Below are 21,519 nucleotides of genomic sequence, written 5' to 3' on the forward strand. Positions count from 1 at the left end.
CCCTCCCAGGACGATCCGACATGGCCCGTTTCTTCATCGATCGCCCGGTATTCGCCTGGGTGCTGGCGATCTTCATCATCCTGGCCGGCGTGCTGGCCATTCCGCGGCTCGCCGTCGAACGCTATCCGGCCGTTGCGCCGCCCAGCGTCAGCATCTATGCGAGCTATCCCGGCGCCAGCCCGCAGACCCTCAACGATGCCGTGGTCGGTCTGATCGAGCGCGAGCTGTCCAGCGTCAAGCACCTGCTGTACTTCGAATCGTCGGTCGATACCTCGGGCGAAGCCTCGATCACCGCCACGTTCAAGCCGGGTACCGATCCGGAACTGGCGCAGGTGGACGTGCAGAACCGGATCAAGGCGATCGAGCCGCGCTTGCCGCGTGCCGTGCGCCAGAACGGGCTGTTCGTGGAAGCGGCCGACTCGGGCTTCCTGATGCTGGTCGGCCTGCGTTCGCCTGACGGAAGCGTTGGCGAGGCGGCACTGGGCGACTTCATGGCGCGCAACATCATCGAGGAATTGCGCCGGGTGGACGGGGTCGGCCGCGTGCAGCTGTTCGGCGCCGAACAGGCGATGCGGATCTGGCTGGACCCGACCCGCCTGACCGGTTACGGGCTGACCATGGGCGACGTGGCCACGGCCATCGAACAGCAGAACCTGGAGATCTCGCCGGGCCGCATCGGCGATTCGCCGGGAATCCCGGGGCAGCGCATCACGGTGCCGCTCACCGCGGACGGCCAGCTGTCCACGCCGGCGCAGTTCGCGGCCATCGTGCTGCGGGCCGGTGCGGACGGGTCGCGGGTACTGCTGGGCGACGTGGCGCGGGTGGAACTGGGCGCGCAGAGCTATGCCTGGGGCACCCGCGAGGATGGCTACCCGGCCACCGCCGCAGGCGTGCAGCTGCGCCCCGGCGCCAACGCGGTACGCACCGCCGGCGCCGTGCGCGAACGCATGGCCGAGCTGCAGCCGCTGCTGCCCCCCGGCGTGGCATCGAGCATCCCGTTCGATACCGCGCCGTTCGTGCGGATCTCGATCCAGAAGGTGCTGCAGACCCTGGTCGAGGCGATGCTGCTGGTGTTCGCGGTGATGTACCTGTTCCTGCAGAACTGGCGCTACACGCTGATCCCCGCGCTGGTGGCGCCGATCGCGCTGCTGGGCACGTTTGCGGTGATGCTGGCGCTGGGCTTCTCGATCAACGTGCTGACCATGTTCGGCATGGTGCTGGCGATCGGCATCATCGTCGACGATGCCATCGTGGTGGTGGAGGGCGTGGAGCGGATCATGGCCGAAGAGGGGCTGCCGCCCCGCGAAGCCACGGTCAAGGCGATGCGCGAGCTCACCGGTGCGGTGATCGGCATCACCCTGGTGCTGACCGCAGTGTTCATTCCGATGGCCCTGGCCAGTGGTTCGGTGGGTGCGATCTATCGCCAGTTCACCGTGGCGATGGCGGTGTCGATCCTGTTCTCCGCACTGCTGGCATTGAGCCTGACCCCGGCCCTGTGCGCGACGCTGCTGCGCCAGGGCACGCGCGGCCATCATGGCCGCGGCGGCCTGTTCGGTGCATTCAACCGCGGCTTCGAGCGGATGACATCGCGCTACCAGCATGGCGTCGCCGCGGTACTGCGGCGCAGCGGCCGGGTCATGGGCCTGTTCGCGGCCTTGGTGGTAGCGCTGCTGGTCGGGCTGCACTGGTTGCCCGGCGCGTTCCTGCCGGAAGAGGACCAGGGCTACTTCATGACCTCGATCCAGCTGCCGGCCGAAGCAACGGCCGAGCGGACGCTGGCCGTGGTCGAAGCCTATGAGCGGCACGTGGCGGCGCGGCCGGCGATCGCCTCCAACCAGGCCATCCTCGGCTACAGCTTCTCCGGGTCCGGTCCCAGCGCAGCAATGAACTACACCATGCTGAAGGATTGGGATGCGCGGGGCGGCAGCAGCGCAGCAGCGGAAGTGGCGGCGGTGCAGCAGGCGATGGCGGCGCTGCCCGAAGGCGAGGTGATGAGCGTGATGCCGCCCGCCATCGACAGCCTGGGCCGTTCGTCGGGCTTCTCGCTGGCGCTGCAGGCGCGCGCCGGCCAGGACCCGGCCGAACTGCGCGCCGCCCTGCAGCAGCTGTTGGCGCTGGCACAGGCCAGTCCGCTGCTGGCCGAGGTGCATGCCGATGGCCTGCCGGCCGGCAGTACGGTGCGGCTGGACATCGATCGCGCCAAGGCGGAGGCCATGGGCGTGTCCTTCACCGACATCAGCGGCACGCTGTCCACGGCCATGGGGTCACAGTACGTCAATGATTTCCCCAACCGCGGACGCATGCAGCAGGTGATCCTGCAGGCCGAGGCCGCGCACCGCATGGCGCTGGAGGATGTGCTGAAGCTGTACGTGCGCAACAGTGAGGGCGGCATGGTCGCGCTGTCCGAACTGGTGAACGCGCAGTGGACCGAGGCCCCGCTGCAGCTGCAGCGCTATCTCGGCTTCCCGGCGTTGAACGTGTCCGGTGCGCCGGCCGCTGGCGTGTCCACCGGCCAGGCCATGGATGAGATGGAGCGCCTGGCGCGGCAGTTGCCGGCCGGGTTCGCACTGCAGTGGACCAGCCAGTCGCTGCAGGAGCGCGAATCCGGGGCCCAGGCGCCGTGGCTGCTGTTGCTGTCGATGCTGGTGGTGTTCCTGGTGCTCGCCGCGCTGTACGAGAGCTGGTCGATCCCGCTGGCGGTGATGCTGGTGGTGCCGCTGGGGCTGCTGGGTGCGGTTGCCGCGGTGCTGCTGCGTGGCATGCCCAACGATGTGTTCTTCAAGGTCGGCATGATCACGGTGATCGGGCTGTCGGCGAAGAACGCGATCCTGATCGTCGAGTTCGCACGTCAGCTGCAGCGGCAGGGGCGCGGACTGGTGGACGCGGCCGTGGAGGCGGCACGCCTGCGCCTGCGCCCGATCGTGATGACCTCGTTGGCCTTCGCACTGGGCGTGGTGCCGTTGATGCTGGCGCAGGGCGCCTCCCGGGAGACCCAGCAGGCGATCGGTACCGGTGTGTTCGGTGGCATGGTCAGCGCAACGGTGCTGGCGGTGTTCTTCGTGCCGGTGTTCTACGTGGTGGTGCAGGGCGCGCAGCGCTGGCTGGCACAGCGTCTGCGCCGCCGCCGGCCGCCCCCGGCCGGCATTGCAGAGGGAGGCGTTGCACGTCGTGAACGGGAGCATTGACGACCTGTACGAGGCACAGCTCCGGCTGCTGGAACAGCAGCTGCGGCAGGCATTGCTGGACGGTGACCGCGAAAGCGTGGCGGCGCTGCTGTCGCCGGTACTGTTCATGATGGACGGGCAGGGCGGGCGCATGCTCGACCTGCCGTGGCTGGGCGACTGGCTGGCCGGGCACCTGCAGGTCGAAGCCCTGCAGCTGCAGGCGGTGGAAACCCTGCTGTGCGGCCGCCTGGCCCTGCTGTCCAGCGACGTGCAGCTGCAGGTGCGGTGGCAGGGGCGCAGGCACGTTCAACGGCTGCGGCTGCTGCGGGTCTGGACCCGCTGCTCCACCGCCAGCGGCGCACAGTTGCTGTCGATGGCGGTGCTGGCCGGCTGAACGCGGTCAGGTGCCTTTCAGGCCCCGGTTGCGCACAGGTGGTACGTTCCAAGACCTCTGTAGTGTCGACAAGGAGTCGAGCCATGCGTGTAGTTCCCAGTCTGTTGGCTGCCTCCCTCGGGCTCGTGCTGGCCGCCTGCCAGCCGGCGCCGCCGCCCGCACCTGCGGCCGCGGCCGGCGAAGCCGCCGCACCGCCGCCGACGGCCGATGCCGCAGCGGCCAGCACGACCGCGTATCGCTGTGGTGACCTGCAGGTGCGGGCCACCTTCAGCGGCGAGGATGCCGCGACCGTGGTGATCGGCGACCGTACGCTGGTGATGACCGCCGAGCGCGCCGCATCGGGTGCGAAATATGCCGACGCCCAGGGCAACAGCTTCTGGAGCCATGGCAGCGAGGAGGCATTGCTGGGGCTGAAGGGCGAGGCCGACCGTGAGTGCCGGGCGCTGGAGGCGACCGAAGGCGATGCCAGCGCCGGCAATGCCGCATTCCGTGCCACCGGCAATGAACCGGGCTGGCTGGCCATCGTGGACGGTGATGCGCCGGGCCTGCAGGTGGAGGTGGATTATGGCGAGCGCCGCTTCGCGGTCGCCGCGCCCACTGCGGGGGCCGATGGCTGGGTCGGCAAGGCCGCCGACGGGACCGACATCAAGCTGAGTTTCCAGCGCACGACCTGCCAGGACGACATGAGTGGGCAGTCATTCGAGGCCAAGGCGATGCTGACCGTGGGCACCCGCCAGTACCACGGCTGCGGCAGTTTCGGCACCAAGTAAGCGGCCTGCGCGGATCGGTGGTGCCGGGCCATGCCCGGCGCGCATCGATCAGCCCGCGCAGGGCATCAGGTCCAGATCGAACGCCAGGTCGTAGCGGCCGTTGATCGCGATCAGCGCCTGGCGGATCGAACAGTCGTCGCGGTGGCGGGCCACCAGGCCATCGAAGAGGGTCCTGCGGCCCTCGCAGTACCGCGCGTTGGCATCCTCGAGTTCGCGGCGGCGCTCGTCGTCGTAGGGCTCTTCGCCGGCGAAATGCTGGCAGGTGTTCTCGCGGGCGAGGAAGGCCTGTACGTCGGCAGGCATCCGGCAATAGATGCGCACGTCCTCGACGTCGTACACGTCGGCCGGCACCGCACAGCCGGCGGATGCGCGTGCCTGTTCCAGTTCCGGGTCGCCCGATGGCAGCGCGGCGGCGGAATGCCCGGCAGCGGGCGGTGGGACCGCGGCCGCCGGTGCATTCTGCGTTGCTGCGCCGGCAGCGCTGTCCGCTGCCTGCGGCGAACAGGCCGCAAGCAGGGACAGGCCGACCAGCAGCGCGAGGTGCTTAGTCGGCACGGCCGGCGAATTCACCGGTGGCGGTGTTCACCAGCACGCGTTCGCCGTTGACGATGTATTCGGGCACCATGATCTCGATACCGGTGTTGAGCTTGGCCGGCTTCGGACGCTTGGTGGCGGTGCCACCCTTCAGTTCCGGCGGCGTCTCGATCACTTCCAGCACCACCGAGGCCGGCAGCTGGATGGCCACCGGCTGCTCGTCGATCACCTGCACGTAGATGCCGGTCAGGCCGTCGGTGATGTAGCCGGCGTCATCGCCGATCACGTCCGCATCGAGGGTGTAGGGGGTGTAGTCCTCGTCATCGAGGAACACGAAGGCATCGCCATCCTTGTAGGAATAGGTGGACTGGCGGCGCAGCAGTTCCACTTCGACCAGGTTGTCGTCGGCATCGAAGCTGGCATCGAGCTTGTTGCCGCCCGGCACGCTGTACATGATGAAGCGGAAGCGGACGTTGCCGCCGCGACCCTGCGGCGAGCTGCGCTCGATGTCGCGGATCTGGTAGACGCCGTTGTTGTACTCGACGACGTTGCCCTTCTTGATGTCGTTGGCTTTCATGATGTTGTTGGTCGTTGGGGGAGGGCGCCGTCCCGGCGCCCGGGGGGAATCACTTCGGAGCGAGGCGGGTAGCGCCGTCCAGGCGGATGGTCTCGCCGTTGATGTAGGTGTTGCCGAGGATGTGGCCGACCAGGCTGGCGAAGTCTTCCGGCTTGCCCAGGCGCGACGGGAACGGGATCGAGGCGGCCAGCGACTGCTGCACCGCTTCGGGCATGCCATCCACCATCGGCGTCCAGAACACGCCTGGCGCAATCGTGTTGACGCGGATGCCGAAGCGCGACAGTTCGCGGGCCATCGGCAGCGTCATCGAGACCACGCCGCCCTTGCTGGCGGCGTACGCGGCCTGGCCGATCTGGCCTTCGTAGGCCGCGATGCTGGCGGTGTTGATGATCACGCCGCGCTCGCCGTCGACGCCGGCCTCGTTGTGCTGCATGCGGTTGGCCGCGGCCTTGGCGACGTTGAAGCTGCCGACCAGGTTGACCATCACCGTGCCCTGGAAGCCTGCCAGCGGCATCGGGCCGTCCTTGCCCAGCACGCGGCCGGCGCCGAGGATGCCGGCGCAGTTCATCGCCACATTGAGGCCGCCGAGGAACGCATGCGCCTGATCGATGGCCACGGCCACCGCCGCTTCATCGCTGACATTGACGTTGAAGTAGCGGGCGTGCCCGGCGCCCAGCTCGGCCACGGCCGCCGCGCCCTTGTCATCGTTGAGGTCGAACAGGGCCACCTTGCCGCCCTGGGCGACCAGATGCTGGGCCACGGCCAGGCCGAGGCCGGAGACGCCGCCGGTGATCACGGCACGTACGGAAGACAGCTGCATTGCACGGTCCTGCAGGTTCGAGAACCGCCGATTCTAACGGATGCCGGGGCGGCCGCCGTTGTGCACTGCGCTGCGCGCCTCAGCCCAGCTGGCGGGCGCGGCGCAGGCGGCGCTCGAACTCGGCGGCGGCCAGGCCGTGAGCGAACAGGAAGCCCTGGCCGACAGTGACCCCCAGGTCCAGCAGGCACTGGCGCTGCGGTTCGGTCTCCACCCCCTCGGCCACCACGCCCAGGCCCAGGCTGCGGGCAATGGCGCAGACCGCTTCGCAGACCGCCACGTCCGAACGGTTGCGGGGAATGCCCTCGACGAACAACTGGCTGAGCTTGAGCCCGTGGATCGGAAGGCGGCGCAGGTAGTTCAGCGCACTGTAGCCTTCGCCGAAATCGTCGATGGTCAGCATCACCCCCATCTCGCGCAGGCGGGCGAAGGTACGCAGGGTGTCCGGCGCATCCTCGATCAGCACCCGTTCGGTGAATTCCAGTTCCAGCACGCTGCCGGGCAGGCCGAATTCGTCCAGCACCTGGCGCACCCAGCGGGCCAGGTCCTCGCCGACGAACTGCCGCCAGGACACGTTGACCGCCACCCGCACCAGGCCCAGGCCGTCGTCCTGCCATTGCCGCACCTGCCGGCAGGCCTCGCGCAGCGCCCACTGCCCGATGCGCACGATGTCTCCGGTGTGCTCGGCATGGCGGATGAACAGGTCCGGCCGCATCTGCCCGAGCTGGCTGTTGTGCCAGCGCATCAGCGCTTCGCAGGCGATGGTCGCGCCGCTGCGCAGGTTGACCTGCGGCTGGTAGACCAGGTGGAACTCATCCCCGTCCAGCGCTTTGTGCAGGCGGCTTTCGATCTGCAGCCGGTCATGCTGGCGCTGGGCCAGCTCCGGCGAGAACACCTGCCAGCCGTTGCGGGTGCGGCGCTTGCACTCGTACATCGCGGTGTCGGCGTTCTGGATCAGCTGCTGCGGGCGGGTGCCGTCGCGCGGTGCACGGGCGATGCCGATGCTGGCGGTCACCGGGAATTCGTCACTGCCCAGCTGGAACGGGGCCGAGAACGCCGAGGTGATGCGCTCGGCCAGCTGCTCGGCCTGGTCCGGCTGGTCGCGCAGGTCGCAGATCACCAGGAACTCGTCACCGCCGAAGCGTGCCACCAGGCCTTCGGTGCCGATCGCGGTGGCGATGCGCCGGGTCGCTTCGATCAGCAGCTCGTCGCCGGCATTGTGGCCGAGCAGGTCGTTGACCACCTTGAAGCGGTCCAGGTCGATGTACAGCACCGCCACCCGGTCGTGACTGGGGCTGGCCATGCGCACGCCCAGGTCACTGAGCACCGCGTCGCGGTTCATGATGCCGGTCAAGGGATCGGTGCGCGCCTGCACGCGCAGGGTTTCCTCGGCCTGCTTGCGCTCGGTGATGTCCTGCACGGTGCCGGTGAGGCGGGCGGCATCGACGTCGCCGGCGGAGACCTCGCCGATCATCCGGATCCAGAACGAATGCCCGTCGCGGCGCTGGCCCTGCAGTTCCAGGCCGAAGCTGCTGCGGTGTTCGATGGTCTCGGCCAGCGCCTGCTGCAGGGCGGCGCGGTCGTCGCTGCGCAGGCAGTCGAGCAGGTCGGGCATGTCCTCCAGGTCGACCGGCTGGCCCACGATGCGCCGCGCTTCATCGGTCAGGTACAGCCGCTGCAGGCCGCGATCCCATTCCCAGCCGCCGATGTGTGCCAGCGACTGCGCGCGGGCGAACAGCGTGTTGTTGCGCTTCAGCTCGGTGATGTCGCTGAACATCGCATACACGTGGTCGGCCTGGTCGCAGCCGCTGCCGAACACCGGCACGTTGGTGGTTGAAAGCCAGAGCATGCGCCCGCGTGGGCGGTGGTACAGGCCGATGATGGTGCTGCGGATCATCCGCCCGGCCTGGAAGCAGCGGTTGGTCGGCCATTGCGCCTGGGTGAGCGGGTGGCCATGTTCGTCGACCACGATCCAGGCATCCGGATCAAGCAGGGCGTTCAGGCCCACGCCGCCCCCGGTCAGGCCAAGGATGCGGTGCGCGGCCGGGTTGGCCGACAGCACGCGCAGGTCGCGGTCGAACAGCATCACGCCCTTGTCGATCGATTCCATCAGCAGGCGGTAGCGCGATTCGGCACGCCAGCGGCCGCTCAGGTCGCGCGCCACGGCCACGATGCAGGGCTGGCCACGGTCCTGGAATCCGGCCGAGTGCACCTCCACCGGGAAGCGGCTGCCGTCGCCGCGCATGTTGGTCACTTCGATGACGTAGGTGTCGCCGCGGTTCAGCGCTTCCCACACCGGTTGCAGGTGGTCGCTGGGCAGGTCCGGGTTGAGCAGCTCGATCGGCTGGCCGACGATGTCTTCGCGGGGACGGTCGTAGGCCAGGATGCCGGCGCGGTTGACGTCCAGTACCACGCCTTCGGCGCTGAGGATGCTGACCGGGTCGGGTACCGCATCGAACAGCGCGGCATAGCGCGCCTGCGTATCCAGCGCGCATTGCTGGGCGTCGGCCAGCGCCTGCCGGGCCTGGCGCAGCAGCTGCGCCTGCGCCGGTGGCGGCGATGCCGCCAGTGCGGCGTCGAGTGCGGCCAGCGCAACGTCGGTTCCGGCGGACAACTCGCCGAGGGCCGGACGGTCGCGCGGGCCGCTGTCGTTCATGTCGCCGCCAGCGCCTGCCCGACGCGGCTGGCGGTGGCGCGGCCGAGCAGTCCGGCCAGCCAGCGGCCGGTCTCGGCCAGCGACGGCAGGTCGACCCCGCAGTCCAGGCCCAGGCCCTGCAGCAGATAGACCACGTCTTCGCTGGCCACGTTGCCGCTGGCGCCCTTCGCATACGGGCAGCCGCCCGCGCCGGAGACCGCACTGTCGACCACGCGCACGCCTTCTTCCAGGCAGTTGGCGATGTTGGCCACGGCCTGGCCGTAGGTGTCGTGGAAGTGCACCGCCAGCGCGCTGATCGGAATCTCGGCTGCTACCGCCTGCACCATCGCCCGCGCCTTGCGTGGCGTGCCGACACCGATGGTGTCGCCCAGCGAGATTTCGTAACAGCCCATGCCGTGCAGCGCACGCGCCACGCGCACCACGTCGGCCAGTGGCACCTCGCCCTGGTAGGGGCAGCCGAGCACCGTGGAGACATAGCCACGCACGCGCACGCCATCGGCCGCCGCCCGGCGCAGGATCGGCTCGAAGCGGGCCAGGGATTCATCAATGCCGGCGTTGGTGTTGGTGCGGTTGAACGCCTCCGAGGCGGCGGTGAACACCGCCACCTCCTGCACGCCGACCGCGCGCGCGCGGTCATAGCCCTGTTCGTTGGGTACCAGTACCGGGTAGGCGATGCCGGGGCGGCGCTGGATGCCGGCGTAGACCTCGGCGGCGTCGGCCAGCTGCGGCACCCAGCGCGGGCTGACGAAGCTGGTGGCCTCAATGGTGCGCAGGCCGGTGGCGGACAGGCGATCGATCAGTGCGATCTTGTCGGCGGTGGCGACCGCCTGCTTTTCGTTCTGCAGGCCGTCGCGCGGACCGACCTCGACGATGCGGACGAAATCGCTCATTGCGGCACCCCCACGGCGGGCGGGGCGGCAACGGCGGAGCGGGCGAGGGTGGATGGGGTCACGGCAGTTCCTGGAATACGGGGGCGGCCCGGTCTTCACCGGGCTGCCAACTGGGATACGCAGACGGGTCGGCGGAGCGGCCACGCTGCGCAGGATGCGGCAAGGCTCAGCGTGGAGGGTGGCAGACCGCCTTGATGTTGACGGGGTCGGGCATCTCAGGCCTCGGTCACCCAGTGCGGGGCGCGCTTGTCCAGGAATGCACCAAGCCCTTCCTGGCCTTCCGCCGAGACCCGCAGGCGTGCGATCAGGGCAGCATTGTCACGGTCCAGGGCATCGCGGTCGCGGCTGTCGCGCACCTGCCGGACCAGCTGCTTGGCCGATGCCGCAGCGATCGGGCCGGCCTTGTCGAGCAGTGCCAGTTGCCGCTGCACGGCCTCATCCAGCCGTTCCGGTTCCACCAGCTGGTGGACCAGGCCGATGCGCAGGGCGGTATCGGCATCGAAATGCTCGCCGGTGGCGAACCAGCGCCGGGCCTGGCGGCTGCCGATCGCTTCGATCACGTAGGGCGAGATCACCGCGGGGAGCAGCCCCAGGCGGCTCTCGGTAAGGCCGAAACGGGCCGCGCTGGTGGCGATGGCGATATCGCAGCAGGCGACCAGCCCGACGCCGCCGCCGAAGGCGGCGCCGTGGACGCGGGCCAGGGTCGGCTTGGGCAGCTCGTCCAGGGTGCGCATGAGCCGCGCCAGGGCCAGTGCGTCTTCCCGGTTGTCGGCTTCGCTGGCCGAGGCCATGCCGCGCATCCACTGCATGTCCGCGCCGGCCGAGAAGGAGGCGCCGTGGCCGGCCACCACCACCGTGCGCACCGACGCATCGCGGCCCGCCGCCTCCAGGGCCGCGGTCAGCCGGGCGATCAGGCCGGCGTCGAAGGCGTTGTGCAGCTCCGGCCGGTTCAGCCAGAGGGTCAGGACGGCGCCGGAGCGCTCGATCTGCAAAGCATCGTTCATGGGATTCCAGGGTCACTCCATACCTGTATGGATCATAGCGGGCCATTGGTCATGGGCCATGACGCGACGCGGGAATGTTAGAATCGAGAACCATTTACATCCAGCAGAGAATGCGCTAGATGACGCTGTCCGAACTGCCGATGCACGCCTCGGCCCTGGTCGATTCCGTGCAGGACCTGCATGCCAACGATGCCATCGCCCGCCGTCTGCGTGAGCTGGGCTTCGTCAAGGGCGAGCAGGTGCGACTGGTGGCCAAGGGTCCGGTGGGCGGCGAACCGTTGCTGGTGCAGGTCGGGTTCACCCGCTTCGCGCTGCGCATCAGTGAAGCCCGGCGCGTGCTGATCGATCCGGCCAGCCAGGAGGGACGCGCATGAGCGCCAGCACCGCACCGCTGCGCATTGCCCTGGTCGGCAATCCGAACAGTGGCAAGACCGCGCTGTTCAACCAGCTCACCGGCAGCCGGCAGAAAGTGGCCAACTACACCGGCGTGACCGTCGAGCGCAAGGAAGGCCGTCTGCGCGCGCCGTCCGGCCGCGAATTCGCCGTGCTCGACCTGCCCGGTGCCTACAGCCTGCAGCCGGCCAGCCTGGACGAGGCGATCACCCGCGATCTGTGCCGGGGTTTCTACCCGGGCGAGGCCGCGCCGGACGTGCTGCTGTGCGTGATCGATGCCACCAACCTGCGCCTGCACCTGCGCTTCGCGCTGGAACTGCGCGAGCTGGGCAAGCCGATGATCATCGCGCTGAACATGGTCGACGCCGCGCAGCGCCGCGGCATCCAGATCGACGTGGCTGCACTGGAGCGCGAGATCGGCGTGCCGGTGGTGGAAACCGTGGCGGTGCGCAAGCAGGGTGCGAAGGCCCTGGTCGAGCGCCTGGACGCCATGGTGCCGCACCTGGACGCACCGCTGGCCGGAATTGAGAAAGGCGGCGACTACCACGCGCAGGTGCGCAGCATCCTGGCCGCGGCCGTGCGCATGCCGGCACGGACCGCGAAGATCGATGACACCCTGGACCGCTGGCTGCTGCATCCGGTGTTCGGCCTGATGACGCTCGTGGTGGTGATGTTCCTGATCTTCCAGGCGGTGTTCGCCTGGGCCACGCCGCTGATGGACGGTATCGAGGCCGCCTTCGCCTGGCTGGGTGAACTGGCCGCCAGCGTGCTGCCGGCCGGGCCGCTGACCAGCCTGCTGACCGACGGCATCATCGCCGGCCTCGGTGGCGTGGTGGTGTTCCTGCCGCAGATCCTGATCCTGTTCGCCTTCATCCTGGCGCTGGAGGAGTCGGGCTACCTGCCGCGTGCGGCGTTCCTGCTCGACCGCATGATGGCGGCGGCGGGCCTGTCCGGGCGTTCGTTCATCCCGCTGCTGTCCAGCTTCGCCTGCGCGGTGCCCGGCATCATGGCGACCCGCAGCATCCAGGATCCGCGTGACCGCCTGGCCACCATCCTGGTCGCGCCGCTGATGACCTGTTCGGCGCGCCTGCCGGTGTATGCGCTGCTGATCGGTGCGTTCATTCCGGCCGGCAAGGTCGGCATCTTCAACCAGCAGGGCCTGGTGCTGTTCGGCCTGTACGTGGCCGGCATCCTCAGTGCGCTGCTGATGTCGTGGGTGATGAAGAAGTGGCGCCGCGACAGGAGCGAGCATCCGCTGATGCTGGAACTGCCGTCGTACCGCATTCCGCACCCGCGCGACCTGGCGGTGGGCCTGTACGAGCGCGGCATGATCTTCCTCAAGCGCGTGGGCGGCATCATCCTGGCGCTGACCATCCTGCTGTGGTTCCTGCTGACCTTCCCGGGTGCACCGGCCGATGCCACGATGCCGGCCATCGACTACAGCTATGCCGGCCAGATCGGCCATGCGATGACCGCGATCTTCGCCCCGCTGGGCTTCAACTGGCAGATCTGCATCGCGCTGATCCCGGGCCTGGCCGCGCGCGAGGTGGCGGTGTCTTCGCTGGCCACGGTGTATGCGCTGTCGGCGGCCGACGATGATGCGGCGATCACCGCGCTGTCGCCGGTGGTGGCCGATGGCTGGTCGCTGGCCACCGGCCTGGCCCTGCTGGTGTGGTTCATCTACGCGCCGATGTGCATTTCCACGCTGGCCACCATCAAGCGCGAGACCAACTCGTGGAAGACGATGGGCTTCTCGGCGTTGTACCTGTTCGCCGCGGCCTACGTGGCAGCCCTGATCACCTACCAGGTGACCGTGGCGCTGGGAGGCGGCTGATGGACGCGGGGCTGCTGGTGCAGTACCTGATCATCGCGGTGGCCGTGCTGGTCAGCGCGTGGGTGGTGCTGAAGAAGCAGGCCCCGGGCACCGCGCGCAGGCTGCGCGGTGCGCTGGCTCTTGCCCTGTTGAAGCCGGGCCGGGCGGCCTGGCTGCAGGCGCTGGGGCGGAAGATCGCGCCGCCGGCCAGTGGCAGTGCGGGCGCGTGCGGTGGCTGCGACAGCTGCGGGCCGACGCCGCCGAAGCAGCATTGAGCCGGCAGCGGGGCGTGGCGCCGGTGGCCGGTGTTGCCGATGGGACGGCGTGCAGCGGTGACGACGCTTGCCCGGACATGCGCGCTGCCGCTAGCCTGCATGCATGAACCAGACTCCCCTGCGATTGCTCATTCACGGCGCTTCCGGGCGCATGGGCCAGGCCCTGCTGCGCCTGGCTGCCGAACACCCTGAAACGCTGCAGATCGTGGCTGCCGTGACCGGCCGCGCGCCGGCGCAGCGCGTGGTCGACGGCGTACCGTTCTTCGCCGCCAGCGAACTGTCCGGCGCCCCCGCGTTCGACGTGGCGATCGACTTCAGCCTGCCGGAGGGCTTCGACCCGCTGCTGGCGCTGTGCGTGGAGCGGGGCGCCGGCCTGGTGTCGGGCACCACCGGTCTCTCCAGCACGCAGCGCCAGGCACTGGATGCGGCCGCCGGTGCAGTTCCGCTGGTCTGGGCCTCGAACTTCAGCCTGGGCGTGGCGGTGCTGGACGAGCTGGTCGAGCGCGCCGCGCAGGCGCTGGCCGGCTGGGACTGCGACATCGTCGAGTCGCACCACACCCAGAAGAAGGATGCGCCGTCGGGTACCGCGCTGACCCTGGGTGCCGCCGCGCAGCGGGGTGGCGCCGAGCCGCACTACGCCAGCCTGCGTGCCGGCGACATCGTCGGTGAGCACCTGGTGCAGTTCACCGGGCCGGGCGAGCGCATCGAGCTGGTGCACCGGGCCACCAACCGCGACATCTTCGCCCGTGGCGCGCTGTTCGCGGCCCGCCAGTTGCACGGCCGCGCGCCGGGCAGCTACCGGGTGCGGGACCTGCTGGACGGACCCCGCTAACCGGTAGCGCCGGGCCATGCCCGGCGGCGGCGCCGGTTCCGCCGGGCATGGCCCGGCGCTACCGTCGATGGCCCGCATACGCTGCCGGATTGAAATGAATACGCAATCGCCCGTTCACAAAGCGATATAACCGCTGGCGCCAGCGCCCCGGCGGCGCTACAATTCGCACTCGCCGAATCACGAAAGCCGGACCGGTCCCAGACCGCACGTCCGCGCTTTTTTGCAACCGGATTTCCGTGAAGCGCAGGCGTGACTTCGGCAGCCCCCTCGGTAGCCAAAGTGAGATTCCCGTGACCCAAGCCGCAATCCTCGTCCTCGAAGACGGCACCGTATTCGAGGGCGAATCCGTAGGCGCGCCCGGCCTGTCCGTCGGTGAGGTGGTGTTCAACACCGCCATGACCGGCTACCAGGAAGTGTTGACCGACCCGTCCTACGCCCGGCAGATGGTCACGCTGACCTATCCGCACATCGGCAACACCGGCATGACCGACCAGGACAATGAAGCGTCCAAGGTGTGGTCGGCCGGCCTGATCGTGCGCGATGTCCCGCGCCGTCCCAGCAACTGGCGCAGCCAGGTGTCGCTGCAGGACTGGCTGATCCAGCGCGGCGTGGTCGCCATCGCCGGTATCGATACCCGCAAGCTGACCCGCATCCTGCGCGAGAAGGGCGCGCAGAACGGTGCGCTGATGGCCGGCGACATCGACGTGGAAAAGGCACTGGAAGCCGCCCGCAAGTTCCCGGGGCTGAAGGGCATGGATCTGGCCAAGGTCGTCACTACCGAGAAGACCTACACCTGGACCGAGGGCCAGCTGGACCTGGATGCCAATGCCTTCGTCAGCGTGCCGGCCAGGTTCAAGGTCGTGGCCTACGACTTCGGCGTGAAGACCAACATCCTGCGCATGCTGGCCGAGCGCGGCTGCGAAGTGACCGTGGTGCCGGCGCAGACCCCGGCCGCCGAGGTGCTGGCGCTGAAGCCGGATGGCGTGTTCCTGTCCAACGGCCCGGGTGACCCGGAACCGTGCGACTACGCCATCGACGCGATCAAGACCTTCATCGACGTGAAGATCCCGACCTTCGGCATCTGCCTGGGCCACCAGCTGCTGGGCCTGGCCTCGGGCGCGCAGACCATGAAGATGGGTCACGGCCACCATGGTGCCAACCACCCGGTGCAGGACCTGGACAGCGGCCGGGTGATGATCACCTCGCAGAACCACGGCTTCGCGATCGATGAAGCGACCCTGCCGCCGACCCTGCGCGTGACCCACCGCTCGCTGTTCGACGGCACCAACCAGGGCGTGGCCCGCACCGACGTGCCGGCGTTCTCGTTCCAGGGCCATCCGGAAGCGTCGCCGGGCCCGACCGATGTCGGTCCGCTGTTCGACCGCTTCGTGGTGCTGATGGAGCAGGCCAAGGCGTGATCAGTACGCCACCGGGCCCCCGGTGGCGTCGCGATGGACCGTAAACCCCGCATCGCTGCTGCCCCTGGCGCGGCGCTGCGGATCAAGATTCCTGATCGACAGCGTGCGATCACTCCCCCTTGTCACGCTGTACTGACCTAGAGAAGAAAATGCCCAAGCGCACTGACCTCAAGACCATCCTCATCATCGGTGCCGGCCCGATCGTCATCGGCCAGGCCTGCGAGTTCGACTACTCCGGCGCCCAGGCCTGCAAGGCCCTGCGTGACGAGGGTTACCGCGTGGTGCTGGTCAACAGCAACCCGGCCACGATCATGACCGACCCGGAGATGGCCGACGCCGTCTACATCGAGCCGATCAACTGGCAGACGGTCGAGAAGATCATCGCCAAGGAAAAGCCCGATGCACTGCTGCCGACCATGGGTGGCCAGACCGCGCTGAACTGCGCGCTCGACCTGGCCGACAACGGCGTGCTGGAGAAGTACAACGTCGAGCTGATCGGCGCCAAGCGCGAAGCGATCCGCATGGCCGAAGACCGCGAGCTGTTCCGCGTGGCCATGGGTGAGATCGGCCTGGAATGCCCGACCGCCGCCGTGGCCCACACCCTGGACGAAGCGCTGGAGATCCAGACCCGCGTCGGCTACCCGACCATCATCCGCCCCAGCTTCACCCTGGGCGGCAGCGGTGGTGGCATCGCCTACAACCGCGAAGAGCTGGTCGAGATCGTCAGCCGCGGCCTGGAACTGTCGCCGACCACCGAAGTGCTGGTGGAAGAGTCGGTGCTGGGCTGGAAGGAATTCGAGATGGAAGTGGTCCGCGATACCGCGGACAACTGCATCATCGTCTGCTCGATCGAAAACCTGGACCCGATGGGCGTGCACACCGGTGACTCGATCACCGTGGCGCCGGCGCAGACCCTGACCGACAAGGAATACCAGCGCCTGCGCGATGCCTCCATCGCCGTGCTGCGCAAGATCGGCGTGGACACCGGTGGCTCGAACGTGCAGTTCGGCATCAATCCGAAGACCGGCCGCGTGGTCGTCATCGAGATGAACCCGCGCGTGTCGCGTTCCTCCGCGCTGGCCTCCAAGGCCACCGGCTTCCCGATCGCCAAGGTCGCGGCCAAGCTGGCCGTGGGCTACACCCTGGACGAACTGAAGAACGAGATCACCGGCGGCCTGACCCCGGCCTCCTTCGAGCCGTCCATCGATTACGTGGTCACCAAGATCCCGCGCTTCGCCTTCGAGAAGTTCCCGGCCGCCGATGCGCGCCTGACCACGCAGATGAAGTCGGTGGGCGAGGTGATGGCGATGGGCCGCACCTTCCAGGAATCGGTGCAGAAGGCCCTGCGCGGCCTGGAAACCGGCAAGGTCGGTTTCGACCCGACCGGCCTGGACCTGGCCAACGAAGAAGACCTGCAGACCCTGCGTCGCGAGCTGAAGGCGCCGGGCCCGGAGCGCCTGTTCTTCGTCGCCGATGCGTTCCGCGCCGGCATGAGCGTGGAAGAGATCTACGCGCTGTCGTTCATCGATCACTGGTTCCTGGACCAGATCGAGGAAATCATCGCGGCCGAAGCGGACGTCGCTGCCGGTGGCATCGATGCGCTGGACGCTGCACGCCTGCGCAGGCTGAAGCGCGCTGGCTTCTCCGATGCCCGCCTGGCGCAGCTGACCGGCACCAACGAAGCGGCCATCCGCGCGCTGCGTCGTGCGCACAAGGTGCGCCCGGTCTACAAGCGCGTGGACTCCTGCGCCGGTGAATTCTCCACCGGCACCGCGTACCTGTACTCGACCTACGAGGACGAGTGCGAGGCCGCACCGAGCAACCGCGACAAGATCATGATCCTCGGCGGTGGCCCGAACCGCATCGGCCAGGGCATCGAGTTCGACTACTGCTGCGTGCACGCGGCACTGGCGCTGCGCGAGGATGGCTATGAAACCATCATGGTCAACTGCAACCCGGAAACCGTGTCGACCGACTACGACACCTCCGACCGCCTGTACTTCGAGCCGCTGACCCTGGAAGACGTGCTGGAAATCGTCGAACTGGAACAGCCCAAGGGCGTGATCGTGCAGTACGGCGGCCAGACCCCGCTGAAGCTGGCGCGCGCGCTGGAAGCTAACGGCGTGCCGGTGATCGGCACCAGCCCGGACTCGATCGACCTGGCCGAGGACCGCGAGCGCTTCCAGCAGCTGGTCGACAAGCTCGGCCTGAAGCAGCCGCCGAACCGCATCGCCCGCAACGACCAGGAAGCCCTGCTGCTGGCCCGCGAGATCGGCTACCCGCTGGTGGTGCGCCCGAGCTACGTGCTGGGCGGCCGTGCGATGGAAATCGTTTATGGCGAATCGGACCTGGCGCGCTACGTGCGCGATGCGGTGAAGGTGTCCAACGATTCGCCGGTGCTGCTGGACCGCTTCCTCGACAACGCCGTCGAGTGCGACGTGGACATCATCGCCGACAAGGATGGCAACGTCCTGATCGGTGGCGTGATGGAGCACATCGAAGAAGCCGGCGTGCACTCGGGTGACTCGTCCTGCTCGCTGCCGCCGTACTCGCTGTCGGCCAGGACCCAGGCCGAACTGCGCCGTCAGGTGGTGGAGCTGGCCAAAGCCTTGAACGTGGTCGGCCTGATGAACACCCAGTTCGCCATCCAGACCAGCGAAGAGGGCGATGACACCATCTACCTGCTGGAAGTGAACCCGCGCGCCTCGCGCACGGTGCCGTTCGTGTCCAAGGCCACCGGCATGGCGCTGGCCAAGATCGCCGCCCGCTGCATGGCCGGCAAGACCCTGGCCGAGCAGGGCGCGACCAAGGAAATCGTGCCGGACTACTACTCGGTGAAGGAAGCGATCTTCCCGTTCGCCAAGTTCCAGGGCGTCGATCCGATCCTCGGGCCGGAGATGCGCTCCACCGGTGAAGTGATGGGCGTGGGCCGCACCTTCAACGCCGCCTTCGCGCGTGCGCAGGAGGCCGGTGGCATCAAGGCGCCGCCGGTCGGCAAGGCCTTCGTTTCGGTGCGTGATCCGGACAAGAAGCGCGTGCTGCCGGTGGCCAAGGCGCTGCTCGCGCGTGGCTACAGCCTGGTCGCCACCCGTGGCACCGCGGCGTGGCTGCAGCAGCACGGCATGGACTGCGAGATCATCAACAAGGTGGTCGAAGGCCGCCCGCACATCGTCGATTCGATCAAGAACGGCGAGATCGTCTACATCGTCAACACGACCGAAGGTCGTTCGGCGATCAACGACTCGTTCTCGATCCGTCGCGAAGCGCTGCAGCATCGCGTCACCTACTCGACCACCATTGCCGGCGCCAAGGCGCTGGTGGATTCACTGGAATTCCGTGGCACCGGCCCCGTCTGGTCGCTGCAGGAACTGCACAAGGAGTTGAATGCATGAGAGCCCCCATCACGATGAAGGGCGCGCAGAAGCTGCGCGACGAACTGGACCACCTGAAGTCGGTCAAGCGCCCGAAGGTGATCGCCGCGATCGCCGAAGCACGTGAGCATGGCGACCTGAAGGAGAACGCCGAGTACCACGCCGCGCGCGAGGAACAGGGCTTCATCGAAGGCCGCATCAAGCAGCTGGAAGGTGAGCTGTCGCACGCCGAGATCATCGACGTGAGCAAGCTCAATGCCGGCTCGAAGGTGGTGTTCGGCGCCAGCGTGACCCTGGCCGACGTGGAAACCGACGAAGAGAAGAAGTACCAGATCGTGGGTGACCTGGAAGCGGACATCAAGCAGGGCCTGATCGCGATTTCCTCGCCGGTGGCGCGCGCGATGATCGGCAAGCTGGAAGGCGATTCGATCGTGATCGACGCCCCGGCCGGCCAGCGCGAGTACGAGATCGTCAGCGTCAGCTACCTGGACTGACTGGGTGGCCACGGCGACCCTGCTGTTGCCGGCACGCAGCCGCTTCGCGGCGGCTGCGCTGCCTGATGACGTGGCACGGGCCCTGGGCCGCGCTGCGGCGGTGCAGGTCGCAGCGGGCGAACGCGCGCAGCTGCAGCGCCACTTCACCGTGGCCGCGGCGCAGTGGCCGGTGGCCGCACTGACCCGCCAGCGCGATGCCGGCGACGCTGCCGGCGCCTGCTGGCTGCGCGCCGATCCGGCCTGCATGGTGCCGGACATGCACGGTGCGCGGATGATGGGGTACGGCGAAACCCTGCGGCCCACGCTGGCCGATACGCTGGCGCTGCTGCCGGCGTTGCAGCCGTTGTTTGCCGATGCCGGGTTCGTGCTCGACGCACCGGATCCTGCGCGCTGGTATCTGCGGCTTCCGATCGACCTGGCCCTGCCGGACTTCGACAGTCCGGACGAGGTGCTGGGCGATGACCTGTTCGCGCACCTGCCGGAAGGCGAGGGCGGTCGCCGCTGGCGGGCGCTGATGACCGAAGCGCAGGTGCTGCTGCACAACCATTCCTGGAACCAGCAGCGTGCCGCACAGGGCCAGCAGCCGATCAATTCGCTGTGGTTCTGGGGTGGCGGCGTGATGCCGGTCTCGGTCAGTACGCCGCACGCGCAGGTGCGCAGCCGCGACGCGCTGCTGCAGGGACTGGCGCAGGCCGCCGGTGTTGCCGTGGATGGCGAGCAGGCGGTGGACGCACTGGTTGATCTGCGCCAGCTGCGTTCGCTGCAGCAGCTCGGCAACGATGCGATCCGGCCGCTGCTGGCCGCGCTGAAGCGTGGCGAGCTGCAGCGGCTGGTGCTGGATTTCGAGGACGGCCTGCAGTTCCAGCTGGACCGCGGCCAGCGCTGGCAGTTCTGGAAGAAGCCGCGCCAGCTTCACGACTGAGCGGGGTCCGATCCACGCATGGCGTGGATCTACTGGAGCCATCCACGCATGGCGTGGATCTGCTGTAGAGCCGAGCCATGCTCGGCTCATTTCATTTCACCGTGCTGACCACCGTCGGCAGCTGCCAATGGCCGCCCGCCACGCCGCGGCACTGACCCGTGGTGAATTCGCTGCTCTTCACGAAACGCGTGCCATCCCAGGCCCAGTCGTGGCCGGAAAAGCAGTCGCCGATGCCGCGCCCACGGAAGCGCCCACGCAGCGTGGCGTCATCGCGGTCGAAGTCCTCCGCGTCGGAGGTCACGAACTGCGCTTGGTACGGCGCCTTGTCCTGCACCACCCAGTAGCCGCTGCTGAAATTGTAGGCACCCATGAAGCAGCGGGTGCTGGCCAGCACGTGCCCGGCATCCAGCCGCTGGATCTCGATCTCATCCTGCTCGCCCTCGCTCAGGCGCGTGCACTCGTCGGCGTTCGGCAGGCTGGCGATCATCGCCTTGCGCAGCGCCAGCACCTTGGCCAAGGCCTCATCAGCAGCGCGCGGTGCCGCCAGTCTGCCGCGCACGATCACCGGCACCGGCAGCGCCGCCGGCACGCTCGCCTCGGCCTTGTCGCCGCGCCGCACCAGCGCGCCGGGCGTGCCCAGCCGGCCCTGCGCCTCGTCCATCTTCAGCAGTACCGCCGTGGCGCCGCTGTCGGAGATCGGCCAGGCCGTGCCCTTGCCATCAACGATCTGGATCCGTGCCCGGCGGGGCAGGGCGGCGAGCAGGGCGTTGGTCTGCGCCTGCTGCAACAACTCTTTGTCCCCGTCGCCGGTGTCGCGCACCGGGCCCAGATCCTTGCCATTCAAGCGCAGGCGCAGTGCTCCGGTCGGCATCGGGCTTTCACCGTCCTCGCCATTGCGCAGCCGCACGAGCACCTTCGTGCCCGGGCCACCTGCGCGTTCCAGCATCAGGCTGAGCAGGTTGCCCAGGCTTTCCGGGCTGTAACCGGCGGCGCGGCAGGTGCGGGTGTTGTCGCAGGCCAGGGTCCAGTCGTTGTGCTGGAACGCCACGCCGGCCTTCGGTTCGGGCGTGGCGGCATGGGCGGCCGGGGCCAGGGCGAGGGCCAGGATCAAGGTGCGGCGCATGCGGAGACATCCATTTCGGGGCTGGCAAGCATGGTAGATGTGGCGGTGAATTCCAAATGCCCCGATGGGGTC

At 68.6% G+C, this 21,519-nt stretch carries 18 protein-coding genes; 11 read left to right on the forward strand and 7 right to left on the reverse strand.

The window, feature by feature from the left end:
* Positions 1–20 precede the first annotated feature (20 nt).
* The 3 genes from Q5Z10_RS10400 (at position 21) to Q5Z10_RS10410 (ending at position 4,328) form a co-directional block, all read left to right on the forward strand.
* Complete coding sequence (locus tag Q5Z10_RS10400; RefSeq protein WP_303639003.1) at positions 21–3,185, forward strand: multidrug efflux RND transporter permease subunit; 3,165 nt, start codon at positions 21–23, stop codon at positions 3,183–3,185.
* Entirely contained in the window at positions 3,169–3,558 is a 390-nt protein-coding gene (locus Q5Z10_RS10405) for a nuclear transport factor 2 family protein (RefSeq protein WP_303639004.1), read from the forward strand. The genes Q5Z10_RS10400 and Q5Z10_RS10405 overlap by 17 nt, the downstream gene beginning before the upstream one ends.
* Positions 3,559–3,641: 83 nt before the next feature.
* Positions 3,642–4,328 (forward strand): COG3650 family protein, encoded by a 687-nt coding sequence (locus Q5Z10_RS10410; RefSeq protein WP_303639005.1) that lies wholly within the window; start codon positions 3,642–3,644, stop codon positions 4,326–4,328.
* Positions 4,329–4,376: 48 nt separating this feature from the next.
* On the opposite strand, the gene Q5Z10_RS10415 is transcribed toward Q5Z10_RS10410, so the two are convergent.
* The 6 genes from Q5Z10_RS10415 to Q5Z10_RS10440 form a co-directional block, all read right to left on the reverse strand.
* On the reverse strand, positions 4,377–4,883 hold the full coding sequence (locus tag Q5Z10_RS10415) for a hypothetical protein (protein WP_303639006.1): 507 nt from the start codon (positions 4,881–4,883) through the stop codon (positions 4,377–4,379).
* The gene (gene yeiP / locus Q5Z10_RS10420; RefSeq protein ID WP_005409468.1) at positions 4,873–5,439 is read right to left on the reverse strand and encodes an elongation factor P-like protein YeiP; all 567 of its coding nucleotides are present in this window, start codon (positions 5,437–5,439) and stop codon (positions 4,873–4,875) included. The genes Q5Z10_RS10415 and yeiP overlap by 11 nt, the downstream gene beginning before the upstream one ends.
* Before the next feature lie 49 nt (positions 5,440–5,488).
* The gene (locus Q5Z10_RS10425; protein ID WP_303639007.1) at positions 5,489–6,259 is read right to left on the reverse strand and encodes an SDR family oxidoreductase; all 771 of its coding nucleotides are present in this window, start codon (positions 6,257–6,259) and stop codon (positions 5,489–5,491) included.
* Positions 6,260–6,338: 79 nt separating this feature from the next.
* The gene (locus Q5Z10_RS10430) at positions 6,339–8,912 is read right to left on the reverse strand and encodes a sensor domain-containing protein (protein ID WP_303639008.1); all 2,574 of its coding nucleotides are present in this window, start codon (positions 8,910–8,912) and stop codon (positions 6,339–6,341) included.
* The gene (locus Q5Z10_RS10435; protein ID WP_303639009.1) at positions 8,909–9,802 is read right to left on the reverse strand and encodes a hydroxymethylglutaryl-CoA lyase; all 894 of its coding nucleotides are present in this window, start codon (positions 9,800–9,802) and stop codon (positions 8,909–8,911) included. Before Q5Z10_RS10435 ends, Q5Z10_RS10430 begins: the two co-directional genes overlap by 4 nt.
* A gap of 215 nt (positions 9,803–10,017) precedes the next feature.
* Entirely contained in the window at positions 10,018–10,806 is a 789-nt protein-coding gene (locus Q5Z10_RS10440) for an enoyl-CoA hydratase-related protein (protein WP_303639010.1), read from the reverse strand.
* Between the two features lie 119 nt (positions 10,807–10,925).
* On the opposite strand from Q5Z10_RS10440, the gene Q5Z10_RS10445 reads away from it, so the two are divergent.
* From Q5Z10_RS10445 to Q5Z10_RS10480, 8 genes are all read left to right on the forward strand, one after another.
* Positions 10,926–11,180: a FeoA family protein gene (locus Q5Z10_RS10445; protein WP_303639011.1), complete on the forward strand. Its 255-nt coding sequence runs from the start codon at positions 10,926–10,928 to the stop codon at positions 11,178–11,180.
* Positions 11,177–13,033 (forward strand): ferrous iron transport protein B, encoded by a 1,857-nt coding sequence (gene feoB / locus Q5Z10_RS10450; RefSeq protein ID WP_303639012.1) that lies wholly within the window; start codon positions 11,177–11,179, stop codon positions 13,031–13,033. Before Q5Z10_RS10445 ends, feoB begins: the two co-directional genes overlap by 4 nt.
* The gene (locus Q5Z10_RS10455; protein WP_303639013.1) at positions 13,033–13,287 is read left to right on the forward strand and encodes a DUF6587 family protein; all 255 of its coding nucleotides are present in this window, start codon (positions 13,033–13,035) and stop codon (positions 13,285–13,287) included. Before feoB ends, Q5Z10_RS10455 begins: the two co-directional genes overlap by 1 nt.
* A 151-nt stretch (positions 13,288–13,438) precedes the next feature.
* Positions 13,439–14,119, forward strand: a complete 681-nt coding sequence (locus Q5Z10_RS10460) for a 4-hydroxy-tetrahydrodipicolinate reductase (protein WP_369038721.1) — start codon at positions 13,439–13,441, stop codon at positions 14,117–14,119.
* 290 nt (positions 14,120–14,409) lie between these two features.
* The gene (carA, locus tag Q5Z10_RS10465) at positions 14,410–15,537 is read left to right on the forward strand and encodes a glutamine-hydrolyzing carbamoyl-phosphate synthase small subunit (RefSeq protein WP_303639015.1); all 1,128 of its coding nucleotides are present in this window, start codon (positions 14,410–14,412) and stop codon (positions 15,535–15,537) included.
* Between the two features lie 149 nt (positions 15,538–15,686).
* Complete coding sequence (carB, locus tag Q5Z10_RS10470) at positions 15,687–18,929, forward strand: carbamoyl-phosphate synthase large subunit (protein ID WP_303639016.1); 3,243 nt, start codon at positions 15,687–15,689, stop codon at positions 18,927–18,929.
* Positions 18,930–18,937: 8 nt separating this feature from the next.
* Positions 18,938–19,402: a transcription elongation factor GreA gene (greA, locus tag Q5Z10_RS10475; protein ID WP_303639167.1), complete on the forward strand. Its 465-nt coding sequence runs from the start codon at positions 18,938–18,940 to the stop codon at positions 19,400–19,402.
* Positions 19,403–19,406: 4 nt separating this feature from the next.
* Positions 19,407–20,324, forward strand: a complete 918-nt coding sequence (locus Q5Z10_RS10480) for a phosphoglycerate mutase (protein WP_303639017.1) — start codon at positions 19,407–19,409, stop codon at positions 20,322–20,324.
* 91 nt (positions 20,325–20,415) lie between these two features.
* Here the strand turns inward: Q5Z10_RS10480 and Q5Z10_RS10485 are convergent, their stop codons facing one another.
* On the reverse strand, positions 20,416–21,447 hold the full coding sequence (locus tag Q5Z10_RS10485; protein WP_303639018.1) for a DUF1176 domain-containing protein: 1,032 nt from the start codon (positions 21,445–21,447) through the stop codon (positions 20,416–20,418).
* Between the last annotated feature and the right edge of the window lie 72 nt (positions 21,448–21,519).

Origin of the sequence: Stenotrophomonas sp. 704A1 (genome assembly GCF_030549525.1) — a bacterium.
GTDB classification, from domain to species: Bacteria; Pseudomonadota; Gammaproteobacteria; order Xanthomonadales; family Xanthomonadaceae; genus Stenotrophomonas; species Stenotrophomonas tuberculopleuritidis.

Excerpts from the sequence above, each read along its gene's own strand:
- Q5Z10_RS10400 (WP_303639003.1), top strand. The coding sequence starts at position 21 with ATGGCCCGTTTCTTCATCGATCGCCCGGTATTCGCCTGGGTGCTGGCG.
- Q5Z10_RS10410 (WP_303639005.1), top strand. The coding sequence starts at position 3,642 with ATGCGTGTAGTTCCCAGTCTGTTGGCTGCCTCCCTCGGGCTCGTGCTG.
- yeiP (WP_005409468.1), bottom strand. The coding sequence starts at position 5,439 with ATGAAAGCCAACGACATCAAGAAGGGCAACGTCGTCGAGTACAACAAC.
- Q5Z10_RS10425 (WP_303639007.1), bottom strand. The coding sequence starts at position 6,259 with ATGCAGCTGTCTTCCGTACGTGCCGTGATCACCGGCGGCGTCTCCGGC.
- Q5Z10_RS10430 (WP_303639008.1), bottom strand. The coding sequence starts at position 8,912 with ATGAACGACAGCGGCCCGCGCGACCGTCCGGCCCTCGGCGAGTTGTCC.
- Q5Z10_RS10435 (WP_303639009.1), bottom strand. The coding sequence starts at position 9,802 with ATGAGCGATTTCGTCCGCATCGTCGAGGTCGGTCCGCGCGACGGCCTG.
- Q5Z10_RS10440 (WP_303639010.1), bottom strand. The coding sequence starts at position 10,806 with ATGAACGATGCTTTGCAGATCGAGCGCTCCGGCGCCGTCCTGACCCTC.
- Q5Z10_RS10445 (WP_303639011.1), top strand. The coding sequence starts at position 10,926 with ATGACGCTGTCCGAACTGCCGATGCACGCCTCGGCCCTGGTCGATTCC.
- feoB (WP_303639012.1), top strand. The coding sequence starts at position 11,177 with ATGAGCGCCAGCACCGCACCGCTGCGCATTGCCCTGGTCGGCAATCCG.
- Q5Z10_RS10455 (WP_303639013.1), top strand. The coding sequence starts at position 13,033 with ATGGACGCGGGGCTGCTGGTGCAGTACCTGATCATCGCGGTGGCCGTG.
- Q5Z10_RS10460 (WP_369038721.1), top strand. The coding sequence starts at position 13,439 with ATGGGCCAGGCCCTGCTGCGCCTGGCTGCCGAACACCCTGAAACGCTG.
- carB (WP_303639016.1), top strand. The coding sequence starts at position 15,687 with ATGCCCAAGCGCACTGACCTCAAGACCATCCTCATCATCGGTGCCGGC.
- Q5Z10_RS10485 (WP_303639018.1), bottom strand. The coding sequence starts at position 21,447 with ATGCGCCGCACCTTGATCCTGGCCCTCGCCCTGGCCCCGGCCGCCCAT.